We start from the raw sequence: 22261 nt of genomic DNA, 5'->3' as shown, positions 1-22261 counted from the left end.
AGCTCAGATAGGTAGATATCATTACTTCATTGCTATATACCTATATCAACGAAGTAATGAATAGAATTATGCGATTGGGGCTAGCGTGTTACTACGCTCTCAATATCCACTTCAATTCGATATTCTGGATATTGACCAACATCTACAATGAGATCTTTACCTTTAGCAGAAGTTTGAGGTCTCAAGTAAGTATCAGCCAAGCGTTTTATTGATTGCCATGTATCAAAGCTGCCCTCATGCAACAGTTCACCTGTTGGCGAATAAACCGCGAATGTTAAGGTAACCAATACAACCGATTGAGTGCTTTGGTTGGTCACGGATACAGGCAAGATTAGCTGCCCATCTTCATACGTGCTTGCTCCAATGAGTACATCTAATCCTGACTTTGATAGTTGCAAACTTGGCTTGTCATTACCTACAGCAATAGTGGTACCCTTCATTGCTTGCTGAACGACAGGAATCGCTTCAAACTTTTTCGTTGCTTGTTCCGTATTTGTGGGAATTTGTTCTGTGCTGGTGGAAATATATTCCCACGTAAAGTCATCTTTTAAGCGAACTTGCTTTCCATCTTGTAACGTTACTGTTTGTTCTGCCATCACTGAAGATGAAAGCAAAGTGAAAGCCAGTAATGTGTTCCAACGTGTCATATCAATTCCTTAGCGTCGCCAAAAGGCGGGGAAAAATAGTACCAAAATAGTTAAAATTTCTAAGCGACCCATCAACATTCCTACACTCAATAGCCACTTTGCAGCGTCTGGCAATGGAGCGAAGTTTCCCGTTGGACCAATAACGCTGCCCATTCCAGGACCAACATTTGCCACCGCGGTAATAGCACCTGAAATACTGGTTACTGGATCTAACCCCATCGCGCTGAGCCCGCCGGCGACTAATATTATGGTGATGAAAAACATTAAGCCGAAGGCTACGAGTGACCGAACAATATCATCGTTTACAGGTCGCTGATTATAGCGTTGCACAAAGACTCCTGAAGGATGAATGAGTTTCATCATTTGTTTGTGCAGTAATGTCATGGCTATCTGGAAACGGAAAATTTTGATGCCGCCAGAAGTCGAACCAGAACAAGCACCTGCCATCATTAAAAATGCAAAGAGAGTAGTGGGTAATGCGCCCCATGCTGTGAAATCTTCTAAACCAAAGCCTGTTGTTGTAACTACCGATACGATGTTAAACATCGAAACTCTCAGGGCATCGAGTACGCTGTAGCCATCTCTAATTACTAGCCATGAAGCTATAATGACGCTTGAGGTTAGGAATAAAATTGTGAAACCACGCACTTGCGCGTCTTTGTAAAGAGGCGCCATTTTTTTATTTCTAAGCACACTGACAAAGAGTAAAAACGGTAAACCACCTAAAAACATGAAGATTGTGCCTACCCAATGTGCACTATTGGAGAAGTGATTCATTGAGCCATCAGACGTTGAGTAACCACCAGTAGAAAGTGTGGTAAAGGCATGGTTTATTGCATCAAATAGGTTCATCCCAGCGAACAGATAACTGACTAGACAGAGCCCAGTTAGCACAAGATAAACCCCTACAATGTTCTTAGCGACGGTCTTGGCTCTTGGGCTGCTTTTATCTGACCAATCAGAAGATTCTGTTTGGAATAGCCTCATTCCTCCAACATTGAGCATCGGAAGTACCGCTACTGCCATTACGATGAAGCCGATTCCTCCTAACCATTGAAGGATGGAGCGCCACAATAAAATGCTCGGAGCCATGGCATCTAGCCCGCTGAGCACCGTTGAACCAGTTGTCGTGATACCAGACATGGTTTCGAAGTAGGCATCGGTAAAGCTAATATGGTTAATGAAAACAAAGGGTAATGCTGCAAATGCGCTGGCTATCGTCCATACAAAGGAGGTAATCAGGAACATATCGCGTACCCCAAGCCGGAACGTTGCGGTACGACCTAAACTGAGGCAGATAAACGCCACAATATGTGTAATGGCAACTGACTGTCCAAACTCAAGAAAGCCTCCTGTGCCGGTAAAGAAAGCAACAAGAGTGGGGATGTACATAAACAGGGCTAGTTTTGAAAGTACTAACCCGATGACTAATAATATGGGACGAAAGTTGACCATGTGAGCTCGCCGTAAAACGGAGTTTTACAAAAAGAATGGGCTTGGTTGGAAGAGTGACTCAACGTCAGGCACGTATTTTTTGTCGACTAAGAACATCACAACGTGATCATCTTGTTCGATGACGGTTCTATCGTGCGCGATCAATACTTCTTCCCCTCGAACGATGGCACCAATTGTTGTACCTGGTGGAAGTTTGATATCACCAATGGCTTTTCCTACTACCTTCGACGTTGTTTCATCACCATGAGCGATGGCTTCGATAGCTTCTGCCGCGCCTCGACGTAGAGATGATACATTCACAATATCGGCACGACGAACGTGAGTCAGTAAGGCAGAAATTGTCGCTTGTTGAGGCGATATTGCTACATCAATTACGCCGCCTTGTACCAAATCAACATAAGCACCACGTTGGATCAACACCATTACCTTTTTTGCCCCCATGCGTTTTGCAAGCATGGCAGACATGATGTTGGTTTCATCTTCATTGGTCAGTGCTATGAATACATCAACTTGGTCGATATTTTCTTCGGCGAGTAATTCTTGGTCTGCTGCATCACCACAAAATACGATGGTATTTTCTAATTCTTCAGACAGCTTTTCGGCACGGTTGTAGCTTCGCTCAATGAGTTTGATGCTGTAACTCTGTTCCAAACGTTTTGCCAAGCTGGCACCGATATTACCTCCTCCCACAATCATGATGCGGCGGTAAGGCTTTTCAAGACGTTGCAGTTCACTCATTACCGAACGGATATGGTTACTTGCCGCCACAAAGAAGACTTCATCATCGGCTTCAATGACCGTTGTGCCTTGTGGTCTGATAGGGCGACCTTGACGGAAAATAGCGGCGACTCGAGTATCAATATGCGGCATATGTTCACGTAAAGCAGACAGTGCGTTACCAACCAGTGGACCACCATAATAAGCTTTTACTGCCACTAGGCTGACTTTTTGTTCCGCAAAGCTAACCACCTGCAGCGCGCCAGGGTACTGAATCAAGCGTTCAATATAGCTTGTCACCAGTTCTTCTGGTGCGATCAGGTGATCGACAGGAATTGCGCCTGATTTAAAGAGGGCTTCTTTTTCTTCCAAATACTGTGGTGAGCGAATACGGGCAATTCGGTTTGGTGTATTAAATAAAGAGAAAGCAACTTGGCAAGCTGCCATGTTAGTTTCATCCATGTTTGTCACGGCAACCAACATGTCGGCATCTTGTGCCCCAGCTTCCCTCAGGGTTTGAGGGTGGCTTGCGTAACCATTGATGACTCGTAAGTCATATTTATCCTGAAGTTCACGTAGGCGATCGCTATCGCGGTCAACAATAGTGATATCGTTATTTTCGCCTACTAGGTTCTCTGCAAGTGTACCGCCAACTTGCCCAGCCCCAAGGATAATGATTTTCATAGCCTGTCTCTTTATCGTTGTAATTTAATTGCTCGTTTCAGTTGAAACGATTTGTGCATCATAACGAAACAGCGGCTAAGAAATGATTCTTAACCGCTGCGTTTATTTCTATGCTTGTTTTACTAAAACCGCGTAGTAGAAGCCATCCATATCTTCTTCACCAGGTAGAATTTGACGACCTGGATTTTCGATATCAGAACCAACTAAAGTGGCATTCGCTGTACGATCTAAAAATGCTTTTACTTGCAGCACGTTCTCTTGTGGAGTGATAGAACAAGTTGCGTAAACCATTGTGCCGCCTTCTTTTAGCTGGCGCCACATTGCATCCATAATTTCACTTTGTAATTCAGCAAGCGCATCAATATCAGATGCGCGGCGAAGCCATTTAATATCTGGGTGACGACGAATCACACCTGTTGCTGAACAAGGCGCATCAAGTAGGATACGGTCGAACTTATCGCCCATCCACCACTCTTCAGGGTAGCGAGCATCACCACAGATAACATCAGCACGTAATTGTAGGCGTTCAAGGTTATCGTAAACACGATCCAGACGCTTGATATCGCAGTCGATAGCGACAACTTCAGTGTCTTGAGTATGTTCAAGAATGTGTGCGGTTTTACCACCTGGAGCGGCGCAGCAATCAAGGATTAGCTCACCATTTTTTGGTGTTAGGTAATCGACAGAAAGCTGAGCAGCGGCGTCTTGTACTGAAACCCAACCTTTATCGAAACCTGGCAATAAGGTTACATCGCAAGGTGACGCTAATTTTATGGCATCAGCGGCTTCTGGGTGTACTGTGTATTCAATGTTTTCGTTATTCAGTAGCTCAACGTATTCGTCGCGAGTGTGGTGCTGACGGTTTACACGCAACCACATAGGCGCTTTGCTGTTGTTTGCTTCAATCAATTGCTCCCACTTATCTGGGTAGCTTTCTTGAAGCATTTTAAGGATCCAGCTTGGATGGCTGTATTTACCTGCATTATGGCTAACTGCTTTCTCGTCTAGCTCTTCTTGATCGCGCAGGTAGCTACGTAGTACTGCATTAATCAAACCGCTAAGGCTTGGACCGCGAAGTGTTTTGGTTGCTTCAACTGTTTCAGCAACGGCAGCATGCGAGGGAATGCGCATAAAGCTTAACTGGTAAATGCCGACTAAGATCAGGTGATGGAATACGCGTTTTTTACCTTTAAGCGAGTTTTCCATCAGCTCGTTAGCGATTGACTCTAAGCGAGGCAGGTAACGAAGTGCGCCGTAGCAAATCTCTTGCAGTAGAGCATGGTCTCGCGGGCGGATCGTTTTTTGAGCCGCAGGGAGAGCGTGTGAAAGAGAGTGGCCTTTATCGACAACTTGGAATAGGACATTTGCAGCAGCAGCGCGAACATTCATGAGGGGTACCGAATATTTATTGAATATATGAGGGCATCTCTGCCCTCGTAAAGGTTTTCTAGTGCCGCTTTTCAGCAGCGTGCTAACAAGTTAGCCAAAGCAAGGGTAACGAAATGATTACGAAAGTTGCGAATCGACTTCGAACCAGCTTGCTCTTGAATTAAGGATATCTTGTACTGACATCGCCTTTTTACCAGGTACTTGCAGCTGTTCAAGAACAAGTACGCCTTGCCCTGTCGCTACATAGATACCCGTTTTATCGGCTTTGATGATTGTGCCAGTTGGCTCAGATGCTGATTCATCATCAACACGTGTTTGCCAAACTTTAATGCTTTTCTCATCATTAGAGCTGCTATCCACAACTGCAAAGTGGCTCATTGGCCATGGGTTGAAAGCGCGGACACAACGTTCGATGTGTTCAGCACTGTCATTCCAATCAATCTTCGCTTCTTCTTTGCTCAGCTTCTTCGCGTAGTTAGCAAGTTCATCATTTTGCTTTTCAGCAACTGCTTTACCAGAAGCGATGTCAGCTAAACACTCAACAAGGGCGTCAGGGCCAAGACCTGCTAACTTTTCGTACATGGAAGCGCTGGTATCCGTCGCTTCGATTGGTAACGTTGCGATGCTTAGCATGTCACCCGTGTCTAGACCGATATCCATCTGCATGATGGTCACGCCTGTCTCTTTATCACCCGCCCAGATAGAGCGTTGAATTGGAGCTGCCCCACGCCAGCGAGGTAGGATAGAGCCATGCACATTGATGCAACCTAAGCGAGGCGTATCGAGAACAGCTTGTGGTAACAACATACCGTAAGCCACAACTACCATGATATCGGCATTGAGATCAGCCAACTCTTGCTTAGCTTCATCTGACTTGAAGTTCTCAGGTTGGAAAACCGGAATATCATGCTCAAGTGCCAATTGTTTTACTGGTGGCGCAGACAATTTTTTCCCGCGACCAGCTGGGCGATCTGGATTGGTGTAAACCGCAATAACATCATGCTCCGAAGACAACAACGCCGCCAAGTGACGGGCGGCGAAATCCGGAGTACCTGCAAAGACAATTCTTAAAGACTGACTCAAGGTAGGCTTCCTTCTAATTTAGTAAAACTAACGACTATTTAGCTTGTTTCTCATTGAAACGTTTAATTTTCGCTAGTTTATCTTGGATACGTTTACGCTTCATTGGTGATAGGTAATCAACAAATAACTTGCCTTCTAAGTGGTCAAGTTCGTGTTGAACACAGATAGCCAGTAGGTCGTCAGCGTCGAATGTGAATTCATTACCATCACGATCTAATGCTTTAACTGTTACTTCTGCTGCGCGAGGTACTAAAGCTCGTGCGCCAGGAACCGATAGACAACCTTCTTCGATGCCATCTTCGCCACGTTTCTCGGTAATTTCAGGGTTGATAAGCACCATTGGCTCATCGCGCGTTTCTGAAACATCGATAACGACGATGCGCTGGTGGAAATCAACCTGCGTTGCCGCAAGGCCAATACCTTCTTCGTCGTACATGGTTTCAATCATGTCATCAACGAACTTTTGAATTTCTGGGGTTACTTCCTTTACCGGTTTCGCCACGGTGCGTAGACGATCATCCGGTAATGTTAATACTTCTAATACAGACATATACACTCGAAATGTTGAACTGTGCCGAAACAGCATAAACCTTGTTGGCTCAATTCTAGACATTTTAGAAGCCAAATGACAGCATCCTGAAAGTAATTCTCGGATTAGATATCATATATTCAGCCCAAGGGACTCTGGTCATGCGTCAATTTTCTCGTACACTTTCTCTTCTTTGTTTGCCTCTATCATTGTCATTTTCGGCTCAAGCGACTGAAGATAAAGCCGCTGATAAACCTCTTAACATCAAAGAAGGGGCACCAGAGACGTATATTGTTGTTAAAGGCGATACGCTTTGGGATATATCTGAAATGTATCTAGATAGCCCATGGTTGTGGCCTCGTCTTTGGCAAGTCAACCCAGAAATAGATAACCCTCACCTTATTTACCCTGGTGATAAACTTTCTTTGGTTTGGGTTAACGGTCAGCCAGTCTTGAGCTTAAAGCCAGTTATTAAACTGAGTCCGAAAATTCGAGTATCAGAGAAGAAAGCCTTACCAACTGTGAATGAAGGTTTAGTTTTACCTTATTTACAATCGGACCGTTTAGTCAGTGAATCTGACTTGGCTTCTGCTCAAAGAGTGCTTGGAACCAGTGACGGACGCAAGTTCTTAACAGGTGACGATAGATTATTTATTTCTGGAAATCAGCAACACTCTAAATGGGGCATTTATCGCTCAGTCGAGACGTATAAACGAGAAGAACCTGCCTCTTCTATTATGTCATTGCGATTAGTTGCCACAGCAACACTAAAAGATGCTAATGATGAATTCAGCAGTTTGAAAGTGGATAAGCAGTTACAAGAAATTCAGCTAAATGATGTGGTTTTACCTGATCTTGATATAGAGACTGTTAGTTTATCTACGACTTTCTACCCGGCACCAGCTGCTGCGGGGCAATTTGCTAATATCGTTGGTTCATTAGAGGGAAGCCAGTACAGCGCTAAGAATCAAGTGGTTGTGATTAACAGAGGTGAACATGATCAGCTTAGACAGGGTAGTATGTTTACGCTTAATGAGCTGGGAGCAGTGGTTTATGATAAACAAGGTGAATACACCTATGAAAGTTCTTCAATTAATCAAAAACTACAGCTACCGAGTACTTCTGTCGGAAGCTTGATGGTCATTCGACCTTACGAGTATTTTAGTTTAGCTTTGATCACTAATAGCGCTAAACCCATTAATAGTCAGATTCTGGCGGTGTCACCCTTAACGCCTTCTATTATTCCGAAAACGGTAGAGTCTGAAACGGAAACGGAAGAGTGAATGAGCAGGAGCTTTCTGCTTGGCTAACTCTTAGCTTCATTCCTCAACTCGGCGGGAAGCGACTTTCCCGCCTGCTGGCATTTGACTCGCCTTTAAATATTGTTCAATCTTCCTCGCAACAGCTTCAAGCTTTTGGCTTATCACCTAAGCAAGTTTCTTACCTTTTTGAAAAAGCACCTAAAGAAGTGGATGATTGCCTTGCTTGGTTAAATAAGCATTCAAACCATCATATAATTACTTCGTCTTGTTCCCTTTATCCGAAACAGTTAGCAAATATTGCCTCTGCGCCGAGCGTACTATTTGTAAAAGGGCAGGCTGATAAATTAATTGAACCTCAAATAGCTATGGTCGGTAGTAGAAATGCCACTTTAGAAGGTCTTAATACTGCGAAGTTATTTGCTCAGGAGTTTGTGAAAAAAGGGTTGATAGTGACTAGCGGGTTAGCGTTAGGCATTGATGGCTATGCGCATGATGGAGCTTTAAAGGCGGGAGGAGAAACTTTCGCGGTTTTAGGTTCTGGTCTAGAGTCTATTTACCCCGCAAGGCATCGGAGTTTGGCCGAGAGAATTGTAGAAAGTGGTGCTTTAATTTCTGAATTTCGTCCTCACGCTAAACCTCGACCTGAACATTTCCCTCGCCGTAACCGTATTATTAGTGGCTTGTCTTTAGGTACGTTAGTGGTTGAGGCGGCTGAAAAGAGTGGTTCGCTTATCACAGCTCGGTATGCATTGGAGCAAGACAGAGAAGTCTTCGCGCTTCCTGGCTCTATCCACACTCCTACTAGTCGAGGCGGAAATAGTTTAATAAAAGCAGGTGCTTGCCTAGTTCAAAGTGCTCACGATGTTTTATTCGAATTAGAAAGCCTACTACATTGGTCAATAGAACAGCAGCCCAGCTTGTTTCCAACTCAAGAACCTTCCTTAACAGTCAGTCAAAATGAACAATTGCCATTTCCACAGCTGTTAGCTAACGTAGGAATAGAAGCGACACCCGTTGATATTTTGGCACAGAGAACCCATATACCTGTGCATGAAGTCATGATGCAGCTTTTGGAGCTTGAACTCCTTGGGCATGTTGTTGCAGTTTCTGGTGGCTATATTCGAAAGGGGAGAGACTAGCTATGATGATGGACATACTGATGTACTTGTTTGAAACCTACATCCATAGCGATTCTGAATTGCAAGTGGATCAAGATGAGCTGGAAGATGAATTGCTTCGAGCTGGTTTTAATCAAAGTGATATATACAAAGCTCTCCATTGGTTAGAAGAGCTTGCTGCATTGCAAGAAACAGATAACCAAGCAGCAATCGCGACATGTTCGACAACATCGATGCGAGTTTACACCGAGAAAGAAGTGTCTCGAATTAATTTGGAATGTCGTGGGTTTTTATTATTCCTAGAGCAGATCAACGTATTAACGACCGAAATTCGCGAGATGGTGATTGATCGCGTAATGGGTTTGGAAACAAACGAATTTGAGCTGGATGATCTGAAGTGGATTATTTTAATGGTACTGTTTAATGTGCCTGGTAATGAAAGTGCGTATACGCAAATGGAAGAGCTGCTGTACACCAAAGAGCAAGGTATCTTGCATTAATACAGGCGTAAGATGAGCAGTAAGATTGATAACCAACTTTTTTCAGCACATGAACATGCATTAGAGCATGATCCATGCCCTCAATGTGGTGGAGAGCTTCAGCTTCGCCATGGTAAGCACGGTCCGTTTTTAGGCTGTAAGCTTTACCCAAGTTGTGATTACATCAAACCATTACATCAAAATGATGGTCATGTGGTTAAGGAACTTGGAGTCCCATGTCCTGAATGCCAGAATGAGTTGGTATTAAGGCAAGGACGATTTGGGATGTTCATCGGGTGCAGTAATTACCCTGAATGCCATCATATTGAGTCGTTAGATCAGCCTAAAGAGCAGATTGAAGAAAAGCCTTTGGTTGGTTGTCCTGAATGTGGACGAGGCCACTTGGTTGAGCGTAAATCTCGCTATGGCAAAACCTTCTATGCTTGTGATAACTACCCTAAGTGTAAGTTCGCAGTTAATCAGCCACCCATTATAGGTCGTTGTGAAGAGTGTCAGTTCCCGTTGTTACTTGAGAAGAAAACAGCCAATGGTACCAAGAAGCAATGTGCTGATCGCAAGTGTCATCATATTCAATCTCAGTAGTAATATAAATCACAGTAAGCGAATGATCAGAAATATAAAAACGGCGCTCAATGAGCGCCGTTTTTATATCAAGTCGACGATGTAAATTTACTTCATCTTCTCTGCAAATTCATGCACAGCAGGGTAGGCTTGTCTGTCGAGAATGTCTGCCAGAGAGCATAACGCTCTTTGCAGCTCTGCATTGTAGTCAGCACTCACGTTTATGTGGCCCATCTTACGGCCTGCGCGCTTCTCTTTGCCATACCAATGAACATGACAACCACCTTGAGCCAAAATCTCTTCAGGTAGAGTATCTTCGCCAAGGATGTTGATCATTGCGGTTGGGCGAACCAGCTTAGTGCTACCTAGTGGCATTCCACATACGGCACGTAGATGGTTTTCAAACTGACAAGTCTCAGCGCCTTGTTGCGTCCAGTGGCCAGAGTTATGAACACGTGGTGCAATCTCGTTAACCAGCAGTGAACCTTGAACATCAAAGAACTCAAGTGCTAGTACGCCAACGTAATCTAAGCGTTCTGCAATGGCGGTGAACATGGTTTTCGCTTGCTCTTGCAGTTCAATGTCATCAATCGCTGTCGATAAGCTCAACACGCCATCGGTGTGAACATTTTCAGCCAATGGGTACACTTGAATCTCGCCATTAGCGCCACGAGCACCAACCAGTGATACTTCACGGTCAAATGGAACGAACTCTTCAGCTACAATCGCTTGGTTGTCTGTTGCGGCAATGCACTCAGCCATTTCTGTCCAAGTTGCGTCAACATTGTTTAATGTCTTCAAGCGCCATTGACCTTTGCCGTCGTAGCCACCAAGTGTGCTCTTCAATACCATTGGTAAGCCAACGTGAGCGATCGCAGCGTCAAAGTTTTCGCGAGAGTTAATCACGTAGTACTTAGCATTTTTCACGCTTGCTTCGTCTAACAGGGCTTTTTCAAGGCGACGGTCACCGCCGGCTTTGATTGCTTCTGTTGTCGGTAAGAACTTACCGCTGCGCTCACATACCTCAAGTACATCGTGAGGGATATGTTCGAACTCGGCAGTAATGACGTCCGCACGCTCAATCGCATTTTCTAAACCATTGCCTAGAATCGCTTGCGTTAATGGGTGAACAATATTTTTGCTGCCGATATCAAAAGCAGAAATTTCAATATTCAGTGGTGCCCCCGCTAGGGACATCATGCGAGCAAGTTGGCCCGCGCCTAACACAAGAACATGCATGGGAATTAGTCCTCTGCAGGGTTTGGATTAGCAAGAACCGTTTCTGTTTGCTCAGAGCGGAACGCTTCTACTTTCGCCATTATTTCTTCATTGTGTGTACCAATGATTTGAGCGGCTAGGATGCCAGCATTGGCAGCGCCAGCTTCACCGATAGCCAAAGTACCTACAGCGATACCTTTTGGCATTTGTACGATAGAAAGCAGAGAGTCCATGCCTTTTAGTGCTTTAGACTGAACAGGAACACCCAAAACAGGTACGCTTGTGAAAGCTGCAGCCATACCTGGAAGATGTGCAGCCCCGCCCGCTCCTGCAATAATTACTTTAATACCACGCTCTTTCGCACTGGTTGCGTAGTCAGCAAGCAATTGAGGTGTGCGGTGAGCAGAAACCACTTTTGTTTCGTACGCCACGCCAAACTGATCCAACATTTCTGCAGCTAGCTTCATTGTTGGCCAATCAGATTTAGAACCCATGATAATACCGACAGTCATCTCAAACTCCTTCAGGTACGATTTAATTAGTGATTAGATATTTTGCGCGCATTATACGGGTAAAATGGCTTAAGGAAAACGTTTGCGTCAGTCTGAGTTGTTAATTGATACATTTTATAAACAAATAGCTTTAGTCACAGTGAATGATAATTTGTACACTTACCGAGTTCGATAACTGAATTAATGAGGCAACCCGTGGATAACTTTCAACATACTTTGCAGGCATTACAACAAGGTGAAGTCATTGCTTACCCGACCGAAGGCGTTTTTGGGGTCGGTTGTGATCCTGATAATCCACAAGCCATCAAGAAATTACTCGAGTTAAAACAGCGCCCGATTGAAAAGGGCTTGATCTTAATAGCAGCAAGTTACGAGCAGTTATTGCCTTATATTGATGAAAGCCAACTAACCGATGACCAATTAGCGACGGTCAAAGCGACATGGCCTGGCCCGGTCACTTGGATTATGCCAACCAGCAGTAAAGTCACTGACTGGGTAAGTGGCCAGTTTGATTCCATCGCGGTACGAGTGACTGATCACCCTTTGGTTCAAAGGATGTGTAATGCATTCGGTAAGCCGTTAACCTCTACCAGTGCCAACCTGACTGGCGAGCCGCCTTGTATGACGACTGAAGAAGTTCAACAGCAACTAGGTCAACACTTAGTTGCGATTCTAGAAGGTCAAACGGGTGGCCGTGAGAAACCAAGTGAAATTAGAGATGCAAAAACGTCGAAAATATTAAGACAGGGTTAAACCCTGCAAAGGAAGTAAGATGTCAGCAATTGATAAAGAAGCAGTAAAACAGTTTTTACTGAGCCTACAAGATTCGATTTGCCAACAGCTTGAGCAAGCTGATGGCGCAGCACTGTTTGAAGAAGATGCATGGGAACGTGAACCTGGCGAACGTCTTGGTGGCGGTGGTCGAACTCGTGTGATGACCAATGGTGCGGTCTTTGAGCAAGGTGGGGTTAATTTCTCTCACGTCGCAGGTAAGGCAATGCCTGCCTCAGCCACAGCTCATCGCCCTGAGTTAGCCGGACGTAAGTTTGAAGCTATGGGGGTCTCATTAGTTATCCACCCTAAAAACCCATACATCCCAACTTCACACGCCAACGTTCGATTCTTTATTGCGGAAAAAGAAGGGGAAGACCCGATTTGGTGGTTTGGCGGTGGTTTTGACTTAACGCCATTTTATCCTTTTGATGAAGACTGCCAATCTTGGCATCAAACCGCGAAAGATCTTTGTGCGCCGTTTGGTGATGATGTTTATCAAGAACATAAAGAGTGGTGTGATAAATACTTCTATCTGCCTCACCGAGACGAAACACGCGGTGTTGGTGGTCTGTTCTTTGATGATCTGAATGAATGGGGTTTCGATAAGAGCTTTGTTTATATGCAGGCAGTTGGTGAAGGCTTTGCAGCTGCCTATCTACCCATTGTAGAGCGCCGCAAAGAAACGTCTTACGGTGAGCGCGAGCGTGACTTCCAACTTTATCGTCGTGGTCGCTATGTCGAATTTAACCTAGTCTATGACCGTGGTACCTTATTTGGTTTACAAAGTGGTGGTCGTACAGAGTCTATATTAATGTCGATGCCACCATTAGCCCGTTGGGAATATCGCTACGAACCACAAGCGGGTTCACCAGAAGCTTTGCTTTATAGCGACTACCTAAAGCCTCGAGTTTGGTAGTTCTTCCTTCCTTATTGGGATAGTGATAGGGTCATCTGTATAGATGACCTTTTTTATTTCTGTTAGGTAAGGATATGACACAGCAAGTAGATCGTTATGCCGTTTTCGGCAACCCCATTGTGCAAAGCAAATCGCCTTTTATTCATACCTTGTTTGCCCGTCAAACCAATCAGCAACTTACCTACACTGCATTACAGCCAGATAGTGGCCAATTTATCGCTGCTGCTAAAGCTTTTTTTAATGACGGTGGTAGGGGGTGTAACGTCACTGCGCCTTTTAAAGAAGATGCGTATCAGTTCGCTAACCGCCTGACTGAAAGGGCTGAACTAGCGGGTGCCGTAAACACACTTAAGAAGTTAGATGATGGAGAAATCATCGGTGATAACACTGATGGCGAGGGTTTAGTTCAAGACCTTCTTCAGCAGAAAGTGGTGTTAGAAGGAGCTCGTATTCTTTTGCTTGGCGCTGGTGGCGCTGCGCGAGGTGTAATTCAACCTCTTCTTGACCAAAAACCGCAACAATTGGTGGTCGCTAACCGAACCCGTTCAAAGGCAGAACTATTGGCTGAAATGTTTTTTTCGTATGGAAACATCAAGGGGGTGGGGTTAAGTGATGTTAATGAAGGGTTTGATGTGATTATTAACTCTACTTCGTCTGGTCTAAGTGGTCAGCTTCCTGAAGTTTCGGATGTGATTTTTAATACCAATAGTGTCGTCTATGACATGGTCTACGGATCTGGAAATACGGTATTCAATCAATGGGCTCTAGATAATGGAGTTCATGCTGCTTATGACGGATTAGGCATGTTAGTAGGTCAAGCTGCGGAAAGCTTTATGCTATGGCGAGGGTTACGCCCTGGTTCTAAACAGGTATTAAGAGAACTACGTAAAAATTTAGAGGTATAAAAGGTGAATCAATCAATCCTATTTCCAGATATTCAAGATTGGGATGAAGCGAGTCAATCTATTATCTTCCCTGCACAACAGTCAGGCGCTCTGATTGAATGTGTCATGGCTATTGAAGAATTATCACAATTGGCTGGTAAAGGGGTAGAAGGTGGAGAACAAGCTTTAGTTATCTTTTCAGAGCTACGTTTTGATATTGAAGAGCTGGTGGAAGAACTCATAGAAGAAGAGGAGTATGACTCCTCTAATCGGATTCAGATCAAGGTGCTTTAGACTGGAAGTACAGAGTCTAGATAGTCGTTTTTATTCTGAACATAGTTGTCAGCTGATTTCTGTAAAAAGGCACGCTCTTTATCATTTAATGGGCGTGCTTGTTTTACAGGGCTTCCTACATACAGATAACCGCTTTCAAGTACCTTATTAGGCGGTACCAAGCTACCAGCACCAATCATTACTTCTTCTTTAATAACGACACCATCAAGTACAATGGCACCCATGCCAACTAAAACGCGATCCTCGATAGTGCAGCCATGCAGCATTACTTTATGTCCAATAGTGACATCATTACCTATTAATAGAGGATAACCCTCAGGGTTTTCAGCATTCTTATGGGTAACATGTAATACACTGCCATCTTGAATGTTAGTTCTATCACCAATATGGATATGGTTCACATCCCCTCGGGCTGCAACTAAAGGCCATACACTCGAATCGTCACCGACTTTGATATCACCAACCAGTACAGAACTTGTATCTATATAGACAGCTTGCCCTATTTGAGGTGATATTCCTTTATAACTGCGTATTGAACTCATAAATCCTCCTTTATATAGGCACCATAAGCCCTTAATTAAGAGGAATACTAGTGAAAATGGGATGTTTTGAACAAAAAATGCTCGAACAATCAAAAAAGTAAGAAAAACTTCAAAAAGAACTTGCCAATGTGATCGCAATCTCTATAATGCGACCTCGTTGAAACGGGAAGGCTTCTTAGGAAACCAGAACGAATTAACCAGTCAAATTAGCCAAGCCAAGCGCTTGAAAGAGTTTTGAAAAAAGTGGTTGACACTAAAACTTAAATAGCTAAAATGACCGTCCGATTTGAGCGAAGCTCAAAAAGGAAAAGCTCTTTAACAATTTAAACCTATCAATCTGTGTGGGCACTCGTTGATGAATATCAAAATTTGTTTTGCATTAGCAAAGCAAGATTTCTTCGGAAATCAATTTGGTTTCAATGAACTGAGTGACCAATACAAAATTAAGTTTACTTAATTTTGGCACAGTCAATTCATTACCATTCTGTTGGAATGGTAATAGCTTTAGAATTACATGTTTACTTCGGTAAATATTAGTTTTGAAGTCAGTATTCATTGAGCCGACAAAATCTTAAATTGAAGAGTTTGATCATGGCTCAGATTGAACGCTGGCGGCAGGCCTAACACATGCAAGTCGAGCGGAAACGACAACATTGACTCTTCGGATGATTTGTTGGGCGTCGAGCGGCGGACGGGTGAGTAATGCCTAGGAAGTTGCCCGGTAGAGGGGGATAACCATTGGAAACGATGGCTAATACCGCATAATCTCTACGGAGCAAAGCAGGGGACCTTCGGGCCTTGTGCTACCGGATACGCCTAGGTGGGATTAGCTAGTTGGTGAGGTAATGGCTCACCAAGGCGACGATCCCTAGCTGGTCTGAGAGGATGATCAGCCACACTGGAACTGAGACACGGTCCAGACTCCTACGGGAGGCAGCAGTGGGGAATATTGCACAATGGGCGAAAGCCTGATGCAGCCATGCCGCGTGTATGAAGAAGGCCTTCGGGTTGTAAAGTACTTTCAGTTGTGAGGAAGGGGGTAAGCTTAATACGCTTATCTCTTGACGTTAGCAACAGAAGAAGCACCGGCTAACTCCGTGCCAGCAGCCGCGGTAATACGGAGGGTGCGAGCGTTAATCGGAATTACTGGGCGTAAAGCGCATGCAGGTGGTTCATTAAGTCAGATGTGAAAGCCCGGGGCTCAACCTCGGAACTGCATTTGAAACTGGTGAACTAGAGTACTGTAGAGGGGGGTAGAATTTCAGGTGTAGCGGTGAAATGCGTAGAGATCTGAAGGAATACCAGTGGCGAAGGCGGCCCCCTGGACAGATACTGACACTCAGATGCGAAAGCGTGGGGAGCAAACAGGATTAGATACCCTGGTAGTCCACGCCGTAAACGATGTCTACTTGGAGGTTGTGGCCTTGAGCCGTGGCTTTCGGAGCTAACGCGTTAAGTAGACCGCCTGGGGAGTACGGTCGCAAGATTAAAACTCAAATGAATTGACGGGGGCCCGCACAAGCGGTGGAGCATGTGGTTTAATTCGATGCAACGCGAAGAACCTTACCTACTCTTGACATCCAGAGAAGCCAGCGGAGACGCAGGTGTGCCTTCGGGAGCTCTGAGACAGGTGCTGCATGGCTGTCGTCAGCTCGTGTTGTGAAATGTTGGGTTAAGTCCCGCAACGAGCGCAACCCTTATCCTTGTTTGCCAGCGAGTAATGTCGGGAACTCCAGGGAGACTGCCGGTGATAAACCGGAGGAAGGTGGGGACGACGTCAAGTCATCATGGCCCTTACGAGTAGGGCTACACACGTGCTACAATGGCGCATACAGAGGGCAGCAAGCTAGCGATAGTGAGCGAATCCCAAAAAGTGCGTCGTAGTCCGGATTGGAGTCTGCAACTCGACTCCATGAAGTCGGAATCGCTAGTAATCGTGAATCAGAATGTCACGGTGAATACGTTCCCGGGCCTTGTACACACCGCCCGTCACACCATGGGAGTGGGCTGCAAAAGAAGTGGGTAGTTTAACCTTTCGGGGAGGACGCTCACCACTTTGTGGTTCATGACTGGGGTGAAGTCGTAACAAGGTAGCCCTAGGGGAACCTGGGGCTGGATCACCTCCTTATACGAAGATATCGTTGATGAGTACCCACACAGATTGATTAGGTTTAAAAAGTAAAAGAGACGAAGAACTCCCAAGTTCTTCAATATCCAGTGTCCCGTTCGTCTAGAGGCCTAGGACACCGCCCTTTCACGGCGGTAACAGGGGTTCGACTCCCCTACGGGATACCATTGGGTCGTTAGCTCAGTTGGTAGAGCAGTTGACTTTTAATCAATTGGTCGCAGGTTCGAATCCTGCACGACCCACCATTCTTTCTCCGCGAAGGAATTAAAACTATCGTGGGCGATTAGCTCAGTTGGGAGAGCACCTGCCTTACAAGCAGGGGGTCACTGGTTCGAGCCCGGTATCGCCCACCATTCTCTAAATATTCTTGGTTATATTCATATCCAAACCACTTCATTTGTCGTTGGTTGGTATGTTTGATTCTGAGAGTCTTTAGAAAATGTGAATTTTAGAACACTGGTTCTTAAAGTCTCATGCTCTTTAACAATTTGGAAAGCTGACTGATTGATTACTTACGAGTAATTCAATCAAATTTAAAAGTTCTCAATGTTTATCTTTAACTAGATAAACACAACAAACACATTCAAGTGTCTTGTATTCGAATCAAACCTAGTTTGATTCACAATTGAGTCCGGCAAACAGTTATCAAGAATTAACCCTTCTTGATGACAACCAAAACCTTGGTTAGTTGCCATACACAAGACCCTTTCGGGTTGTATGGTTAAGTGACTAAGCGTACACGGTGGATGCCTTGGCAGTCAGAGGCGATGAAAGGCGTAATAACTTGCGATAAGCCCAGATTAGGTAGTAATAACCTTTTGAGTCTGGGATTCCTGAATGGGGAAACCCACTTACATAAGTAAGTATCCTGTTGTGAATACATAGCAACAGGAGGCAAACCGGGGGAACTGAAACATCTAAGTACCCCGAGGAAGAGAAATCAACCGAGATTCCGAAAGTAGCGGCGAGCGAAATTGGATTAGCCCTTAAGCTTTTAATGATGCAGGTGAAGACTCTGGAAAGTGTCGCAACAAAGGGTGATAGCCCCGTAACCGACGCATCATAATCAGTGAAATCGAGTAGGGCGGGACACGTGATATCCTGTCTGAATATGGGGGGACCATCCTCCAAGGCTAAATACTACTGACTGACCGATAGTGAACCAGTACCGTGAGGGAAAGGCGAAAAGAACCCCTGTGAGGGGAGTGAAATAGAACCTGAAACCGTGTACGTACAAGCAGTAGGAGCACCTTCGTGGTGTGACTGCGTACCTTTTGTATAATGGGTCAGCGACTTAATTTTAGTAGCAAGGTTAACCGTTTAGGGGAGCCGTAGGGAAACCGAGTCTTAACTGGGCGTACAGTTGCTAGGATTAGACCCGAAACCAGGTGATCTAGCCATGGGCAGGTTGAAGGTTGAGTAACATCAACTGGAGGACCGAACCGACTAATGTTGAAAAATTAGCGGATGACTTGTGGCTAGGGGTGAAAGGCCAATCAAACCTGGAGATAGCTGGTTCTCCCCGAAAGCTATTTAGGTAGCGCCTCGGACGAATACTACTGGGGGTAGAGCACTGTTAAGGCTAGGGGGTCATCCCGACTTACCAACCCTTTGCAAACTCCGAATACCAGTAAGTACTATCCGGGAGACACACGGCGGGTGCTAACGTCCGTCGTGGAGAGGGAAACAACCCAGACCGCCAGCTAAGGTCCCAAAGTATAGCTAAGTGGGAAACGATGTGGGAAGGCTCAGACAGCCAGGATGTTGGCTTAGAAGCAGCCATCATTTAAAGAAAGCGTAATAGCTCACTGGTCGAGTCGGCCTGCGCGGAAGATGTAACGGGGCTAAGCTATACACCGAAGCTGCGGCTACGTACCTTAGGGTATGTGGGGTAGGGGAGCGTTCTGTAAGCCGTTGAAGGTGGTCTGTAAGGGCTGCTGGAGGTATCAGAAGTGCGAATGCTGACATGAGTAACGATAAAGGGAGTGAAAAACTCCCTCGCCGGAAGACCAAGGGTTCCTGTCCAACGTTAATCGGGGCAGGGTAAGTCGACTCCTAAGGCGAGGCCGAAAGGCGTAGTCGATGGGAAACAGGTTAATATTCCTGTACTTCTTATAATTGCGATGGGGGGACGGAGAAGGCTAGGTGAGCCTGGCGACGGTTGTCCAGGTCCAAGTACGTAGGCGGAAAGTTTAGGTAAATCCGGACTTTCATTAACGCTGAGATACGATGTCGAGCTACTACGGTAGTGAAGTCATTGATGCCATACTTCCAGGAAAAGCCTCTAAGCTTCAGATTATAAGAAATCGTACCCCAAACCGACACAGGTGGTCGGGTAGAGAATACCAAGGCGCTTGAGAGAACTCGGGTGAAGGAACTAGGCAAAATGGTACCGTAACTTCGGGAGAAGGTACGCTCTTATCAGTGAAGTCCCTTGCGGATGGAGCAGACGAGAGTCGCAGATACCAGGTGGCTGCAACTGTTTATTAAAAACACAGCACTGTGCAAAATCGTAAGATGACGTATACGGTGTGACGCCTGCCCGGTGCCGGAAGGTTAATTGATGGGGTTAGACTTCGGTCGAAGCTCTTGATCGAAGCCCCGGTAAACGGCGGCCGTAACTATAACGGTCCTAAGGTAGCGAAATTCCTTGTCGGGTAAGTTCCGACCTGCACGAATGGCGTAATGATGGCCACGCTGTCTCCACCCGAGACTCAGTGAAATTGAAATCGCTGTGAAGATGCAGTGTACCCGCGGCTAGACGGAAAGACCCCGTGAACCTTTACTACAGCTTGGCACTGAACATTGACCCTACATGTGTAGGATAGGTGGGAGACTATGAAATTGCGTCGCTAGATGTGATGGAGTCGTCCTTGAAATACCACCCTTGTATGCTTGATGTTCTAACGTCGGTCCCTGAATCGGGATTACGGACAGTGCCTGGTGGGTAGTTTGACTGGGGCGGTCTCCTCCCAAAGAGTAACGGAGGAGCACGAAGGTGGGCTAAACACGGTTGGACATCGTGTGGTTAGTGCAATGGCATAAGCCCGCTTGACTGCGAGAATGACAATTCGAGCAGGTGCGAAAGCAGGTCATAGTGATCCGGTGGTTCTGAATGGAAGGGCCATCGCTCAACGGATAAAAGGTACTCCGGGGATAACAGGCTGATACCGCCCAAGAGTTCATATCGACGGCGGTGTTTGGCACCTCGATGTCGGCTCATCACATCCTGGGGCTGAAGTCGGTCCCAAGGGTATGGCTGTTCGCCATTTAAAGTGGTACGCGAGCTGGGTTTAGAACGTCGTGAGACAGTTCGGTCCCTATCTGCCGTGGGCGTTGGAAAATTGAAAGGGGCTGCTCCTAGTACGAGAGGACCGGAGTGGACGAACCTCTGGTGTTCGGGTTGTCATGCCAATGGCATTGCCCGGTAGCTAAGTTCGGAATCGATAAGCGCTGAAAGCATCTAAGCGCGAAGCGAGCCTTGAGATGAGTTTTCCCTGACGCTTTAAGCGTCCTTAAGGGTTGTCGTAGACTACGACGTTGATAGGCAGGGTGTGTAAGTGCTGCGAGGCATTGAGCTAACCTGTACTAATTGCCCGTGAGGCTTAACCATACAACACCCAAGGGGTTTTGTGGACTCATAGAAATACCAGACCTTGAATGAGTTTGAAGAGAACAAAAACAGCTTTCCAGATTATTTTGCCTTCAGTTTTTAAAACTGGAAGTAAAAGCAAAATTTGCTTGGCGACCATAGCATTGTGGACCCACCTGATCCCATGCCGAACTCAGAAGTGAAACACAATAGCGCCGATGGTAGTGTGGGGCTTCCCCATGTGAGAGTAGGACATCGCCAGGCTTTAAATTATAATCTTTAGGTTGACCAACCTGGAGATATGGACGCTCACTTAGTGAGTTGACCACTGCGGAGTGGTAGTTCAGTTGGTTAGAATACCGGCCTGTCACGCCGGGGGTCGCGGGTTCGAGTCCCGTCCACTCCGCCACTATTTAGGAAAAAGCCTTGCTACATGCAAGGCTTTTTTCGAATCTAACTTATGTTAGAAAAATTTTAGGGGTGTAGCTCCAATTGGCAGAGCAGCGGATTCCAAATCCGCGTGTTGGGAGTTCGAATCTCTCCACCCCTGCCATATTAAAAAAGCTCATACTTTTCAGTATGAGCTTTTTTTCTATATGGAAGAAAATAGTTGATTCCTATCTTAATACTCATCCATTCCGTTTTACTCGCCAGCTGGATCCAACTCCTTGATCAAGAAACTTACTTATTACTGAAACTACGATTAACGTGACAGCTGTAACTTTTTAAATTATCTGAATAATCTTATGTTGTTTACTCGATTTTATTTAGCTAAAAGCTAGAATGTAGCAAGTAATTTAATGGGGGGAGCTATGGGACAATTATCAATTTTGGGCTTTATCGCTGTGGGTGGTGCATTTGGTGCATGCTCACGCTATCTAATATCAGAACTTTGCGTCGCATTATTTGGGCGAGGTTTTCCATACGGAACTTTAACGGTTAATGTTATTGGCTCGTTTATCATGGGGTTATTAATCGCTGCATTTGAAAATGAGCTACTTGCTACAGAACCGTGGCGACAGATTATCGGTTTAGGTTTCCTTGGTGCATTAACTACCTTTTCAACCTTCTCTATGGATAATGTATTACTGATGCAGCAGGGCGCTTTTTTTAAGATGGGTCTGAATGTTTTACTTAATGTCGTATTAAGTATCTCCGCAGCATGGATTGGCTTCCAGCTTTTAATTAAATCTTAACTTTAGTTACAACAAATCTAACAGGTCGCTTGGTTTATCTAAGTTGATTTTATATACTCGATATCACTTGTCGGAGTGCCATATGGCTGAGACCGTTAATACGGGATCCGTTGAACCTGATCAGGCTAATACCTGCGAAGGGAACAAGAGTAGATATCTAACTAGTTTCTAGTCAATCTATCCTTAGATCACAGCTGAATTATAGGCGCGTGATCCCTCTTGTAGCATCTAATCCGCCAAGCATTTTTATCCAAAATAAA

General features: G+C 45.3%; 19 protein-coding genes, 5 tRNA genes, 3 rRNA genes and 1 riboswitch. Of the genes, 17 read left to right on the top strand and 10 right to left on the bottom strand.

The features are described from left to right. Positions 1-80 precede the first annotated feature (80 nt). The 6 genes from OCU78_RS14350 to def all read right to left on the bottom strand — a co-directional run bounded on the left by OCU78_RS14350 (position 81) and on the right by def (position 6525). Positions 81-647 carry a DUF3157 family protein gene (locus OCU78_RS14350; protein WP_137375400.1) on the bottom strand — a complete coding sequence of 189 codons (567 nt, stop codon included), beginning with the start codon at positions 645-647 and terminating at the stop codon, positions 81-83. A 9-nt stretch (positions 648-656) separates the two neighbouring features. Then, positions 657-2102, bottom strand: coding sequence for a TrkH family potassium uptake protein (locus OCU78_RS14345; protein ID WP_137375399.1), 1446 nt, complete (start codon positions 2100-2102; stop codon positions 657-659). A gap of 24 nt (positions 2103-2126) precedes the next feature. Further along, a complete protein-coding gene (trkA, locus tag OCU78_RS14340; RefSeq protein WP_137375398.1) occupies positions 2127-3503 on the bottom strand; it encodes a Trk system potassium transporter TrkA in 1377 nt (458 codons plus the stop codon). Positions 3504-3611: 108 nt separating this feature from the next. Further along, positions 3612-4892 carry a 16S rRNA (cytosine(967)-C(5))-methyltransferase RsmB gene (rsmB, locus tag OCU78_RS14335; RefSeq protein ID WP_137375397.1) on the bottom strand — a complete coding sequence of 427 codons (1281 nt, stop codon included), beginning with the start codon at positions 4890-4892 and terminating at the stop codon, positions 3612-3614. A gap of 117 nt (positions 4893-5009) precedes the next feature. Next, a complete protein-coding gene (gene fmt, locus OCU78_RS14330) occupies positions 5010-5975 on the bottom strand; it encodes a methionyl-tRNA formyltransferase (RefSeq protein ID WP_137375396.1) in 966 nt (321 codons plus the stop codon). Between the two features lie 34 nt (positions 5976-6009). Continuing rightward, the gene (gene def / locus OCU78_RS14325; protein WP_206383712.1) at positions 6010-6525 is read right to left on the bottom strand and encodes a peptide deformylase; all 516 of its coding nucleotides are present in this window, start codon (positions 6523-6525) and stop codon (positions 6010-6012) included. Positions 6526-6665: 140 nt separating this feature from the next. On the opposite strand from def, the gene OCU78_RS14320 reads away from it, so the two are divergent. From OCU78_RS14320 to OCU78_RS14305, 4 genes are read left to right on the top strand one after another with little or no spacing between them, the layout of a single operon-like run. Beyond that, the gene (locus OCU78_RS14320) at positions 6666-7787 is read left to right on the top strand and encodes a LysM peptidoglycan-binding domain-containing protein (RefSeq protein ID WP_137375394.1); all 1122 of its coding nucleotides are present in this window, start codon (positions 6666-6668) and stop codon (positions 7785-7787) included. Then, positions 7784-8905: a DNA-processing protein DprA gene (dprA, locus tag OCU78_RS14315; RefSeq protein WP_137375393.1), complete on the top strand. Its 1122-nt coding sequence runs from the start codon at positions 7784-7786 to the stop codon at positions 8903-8905. Before OCU78_RS14320 ends, dprA begins: the two co-directional genes overlap by 4 nt. 2 nt (positions 8906-8907) lie before the next feature. Next, a complete protein-coding gene (locus tag OCU78_RS14310) occupies positions 8908-9384 on the top strand; it encodes a DUF494 family protein (protein WP_137375392.1) in 477 nt (158 codons plus the stop codon). A 12-nt stretch (positions 9385-9396) separates the two neighbouring features. Then, entirely contained in the window at positions 9397-9966 is a 570-nt protein-coding gene (locus OCU78_RS14305) for a DNA topoisomerase family protein (protein ID WP_137375391.1), read from the top strand. Between the two features lie 87 nt (positions 9967-10053). Here OCU78_RS14305 and OCU78_RS14300 read toward each other — a convergent pair whose 3' ends face one another. Both OCU78_RS14300 and purE read right to left on the bottom strand, forming a co-directional pair. Further along, entirely contained in the window at positions 10054-11184 is a 1131-nt protein-coding gene (locus tag OCU78_RS14300; RefSeq protein ID WP_137375390.1) for a 5-(carboxyamino)imidazole ribonucleotide synthase, read from the bottom strand. Positions 11185-11189: 5 nt separating this feature from the next. Continuing rightward, positions 11190-11675 (bottom strand): 5-(carboxyamino)imidazole ribonucleotide mutase, encoded by a 486-nt coding sequence (gene purE, locus OCU78_RS14295; RefSeq protein WP_137375389.1) that lies wholly within the window; start codon positions 11673-11675, stop codon positions 11190-11192. A gap of 195 nt (positions 11676-11870) precedes the next feature. Here purE and OCU78_RS14290 point away from each other — a divergent pair, with 195 nt between their 5' ends. The 4 genes from OCU78_RS14290 (at position 11871) to OCU78_RS14275 (ending at position 14543) form a co-directional block, all read left to right on the top strand. After that, on the top strand, positions 11871-12428 hold the full coding sequence (locus OCU78_RS14290) for an L-threonylcarbamoyladenylate synthase (protein WP_137375388.1): 558 nt from the start codon (positions 11871-11873) through the stop codon (positions 12426-12428). A 19-nt stretch (positions 12429-12447) separates the two neighbouring features. Further along, positions 12448-13365, top strand: coding sequence for an oxygen-dependent coproporphyrinogen oxidase (gene hemF / locus OCU78_RS14285; RefSeq protein WP_137375387.1), 918 nt, complete (start codon positions 12448-12450; stop codon positions 13363-13365). Positions 13366-13439: 74 nt separating this feature from the next. Next, positions 13440-14270, top strand: a complete 831-nt coding sequence (gene aroE, locus OCU78_RS14280; RefSeq protein WP_137375386.1) for a shikimate dehydrogenase — start codon at positions 13440-13442, stop codon at positions 14268-14270. Positions 14271-14273: 3 nt separating this feature from the next. After that, positions 14274-14543 carry a DUF1488 family protein gene (locus tag OCU78_RS14275; protein WP_137375385.1) on the top strand — a complete coding sequence of 90 codons (270 nt, stop codon included), beginning with the start codon at positions 14274-14276 and terminating at the stop codon, positions 14541-14543. Here the strand turns inward: OCU78_RS14275 and OCU78_RS14270 are convergent. Next, complete coding sequence (locus OCU78_RS14270) at positions 14540-15085, bottom strand: gamma carbonic anhydrase family protein (protein WP_137375384.1); 546 nt, start codon at positions 15083-15085, stop codon at positions 14540-14542. The two genes, OCU78_RS14275 and OCU78_RS14270, sit on opposite strands and share 4 nt — an antisense overlap. A gap of 573 nt (positions 15086-15658) precedes the next feature. Here OCU78_RS14270 and OCU78_RS14265 point away from each other — a divergent pair. The 4 genes from OCU78_RS14265 (at position 15659) to OCU78_RS14250 (ending at position 17566) form a co-directional block, all read left to right on the top strand. Then, positions 15659-17213 (top strand): 16S ribosomal RNA (locus OCU78_RS14265). Between the two features lie 91 nt (positions 17214-17304). Beyond that, positions 17305-17380, top strand: a tRNA-Glu gene (locus tag OCU78_RS14260). Between the two features lie 2 nt (positions 17381-17382). Further along, a tRNA-Lys gene (locus OCU78_RS14255) sits at positions 17383-17458 on the top strand. 32 nt (positions 17459-17490) lie between these two features. Further along, a tRNA-Val gene (locus OCU78_RS14250) sits at positions 17491-17566 on the top strand. Positions 17567-17773: 207 nt separating this feature from the next. Here OCU78_RS14250 and OCU78_RS14245 read toward each other — a convergent pair. After that, positions 17774-17908 (bottom strand): hypothetical protein, encoded by a 135-nt coding sequence (locus OCU78_RS14245; RefSeq protein ID WP_261856019.1) that lies wholly within the window; start codon positions 17906-17908, stop codon positions 17774-17776. A 24-nt stretch (positions 17909-17932) separates the two neighbouring features. Here OCU78_RS14245 and OCU78_RS14240 point away from each other — a divergent pair. From OCU78_RS14240 to crcB, 5 genes are all read left to right on the top strand, one after another. Next, positions 17933-20826: ribosomal RNA gene (locus OCU78_RS14240) — 23S ribosomal RNA — on the top strand. A 127-nt stretch (positions 20827-20953) separates the two neighbouring features. Further along, positions 20954-21069: ribosomal RNA gene (gene rrf / locus OCU78_RS14235) — 5S ribosomal RNA — on the top strand. The 16S, 23S and 5S rRNA genes sit together here with 5 tRNA genes alongside, the layout of an rRNA operon. 68 nt (positions 21070-21137) lie before the next feature. After that, positions 21138-21214: transfer RNA gene (locus tag OCU78_RS14230), tRNA-Asp, on the top strand. 67 nt (positions 21215-21281) lie between these two features. After that, a tRNA-Trp gene (locus OCU78_RS14225) sits at positions 21282-21358 on the top strand. Positions 21359-21617: 259 nt separating this feature from the next. Continuing rightward, positions 21618-22001, top strand: a complete 384-nt coding sequence (gene crcB, locus OCU78_RS14220) for a fluoride efflux transporter CrcB (RefSeq protein ID WP_137375540.1) — start codon at positions 21618-21620, stop codon at positions 21999-22001. A 61-nt stretch (positions 22002-22062) separates the two neighbouring features. Continuing rightward, a riboswitch (TPP riboswitch) is annotated at positions 22063-22161 on the top strand. Positions 22162-22261 lie beyond the last annotated feature (100 nt).

Origin of the sequence: Vibrio gallaecicus (genome assembly GCF_024347495.1) — a bacterium.
Lineage (GTDB): Bacteria > Pseudomonadota > Gammaproteobacteria > Enterobacterales > Vibrionaceae > Vibrio > Vibrio gallaecicus.
This window is presented reverse-complemented; position numbering and strand designations above follow the sequence as displayed.

Coding starts and splice junctions, on each gene's coding strand:
- OCU78_RS14350 (WP_137375400.1), bottom strand. CDS start 647: ATGACACGTTGGAACACATTACTGGCTTTCACTTTGCTTTCATCTTCA.
- OCU78_RS14345 (WP_137375399.1), bottom strand. CDS start 2,102: ATGGTCAACTTTCGTCCCATATTATTAGTCATCGGGTTAGTACTTTCA.
- trkA (WP_137375398.1), bottom strand. CDS start 3,503: ATGAAAATCATTATCCTTGGGGCTGGGCAAGTTGGCGGTACACTTGCA.
- rsmB (WP_137375397.1), bottom strand. CDS start 4,892: ATGAATGTTCGCGCTGCTGCTGCAAATGTCCTATTCCAAGTTGTCGAT.
- def (WP_206383712.1), bottom strand. CDS start 6,525: ATGTCTGTATTAGAAGTATTAACATTACCGGATGATCGTCTACGCACC.
- OCU78_RS14320 (WP_137375394.1), top strand. CDS start 6,666: ATGCGTCAATTTTCTCGTACACTTTCTCTTCTTTGTTTGCCTCTATCA.
- OCU78_RS14310 (WP_137375392.1), top strand. CDS start 8,908: ATGATGATGGACATACTGATGTACTTGTTTGAAACCTACATCCATAGC.
- OCU78_RS14305 (WP_137375391.1), top strand. CDS start 9,397: ATGAGCAGTAAGATTGATAACCAACTTTTTTCAGCACATGAACATGCA.
- OCU78_RS14300 (WP_137375390.1), bottom strand. CDS start 11,184: ATGCATGTTCTTGTGTTAGGCGCGGGCCAACTTGCTCGCATGATGTCC.
- purE (WP_137375389.1), bottom strand. CDS start 11,675: ATGACTGTCGGTATTATCATGGGTTCTAAATCTGATTGGCCAACAATG.
- hemF (WP_137375387.1), top strand. CDS start 12,448: ATGTCAGCAATTGATAAAGAAGCAGTAAAACAGTTTTTACTGAGCCTA.
- aroE (WP_137375386.1), top strand. CDS start 13,440: ATGACACAGCAAGTAGATCGTTATGCCGTTTTCGGCAACCCCATTGTG.
- OCU78_RS14270 (WP_137375384.1), bottom strand. CDS start 15,085: ATGAGTTCAATACGCAGTTATAAAGGAATATCACCTCAAATAGGGCAA.
- OCU78_RS14245 (WP_261856019.1), bottom strand. CDS start 17,908: ATGGCAACTAACCAAGGTTTTGGTTGTCATCAAGAAGGGTTAATTCTT.
- crcB (WP_137375540.1), top strand. CDS start 21,618: ATGGGACAATTATCAATTTTGGGCTTTATCGCTGTGGGTGGTGCATTT.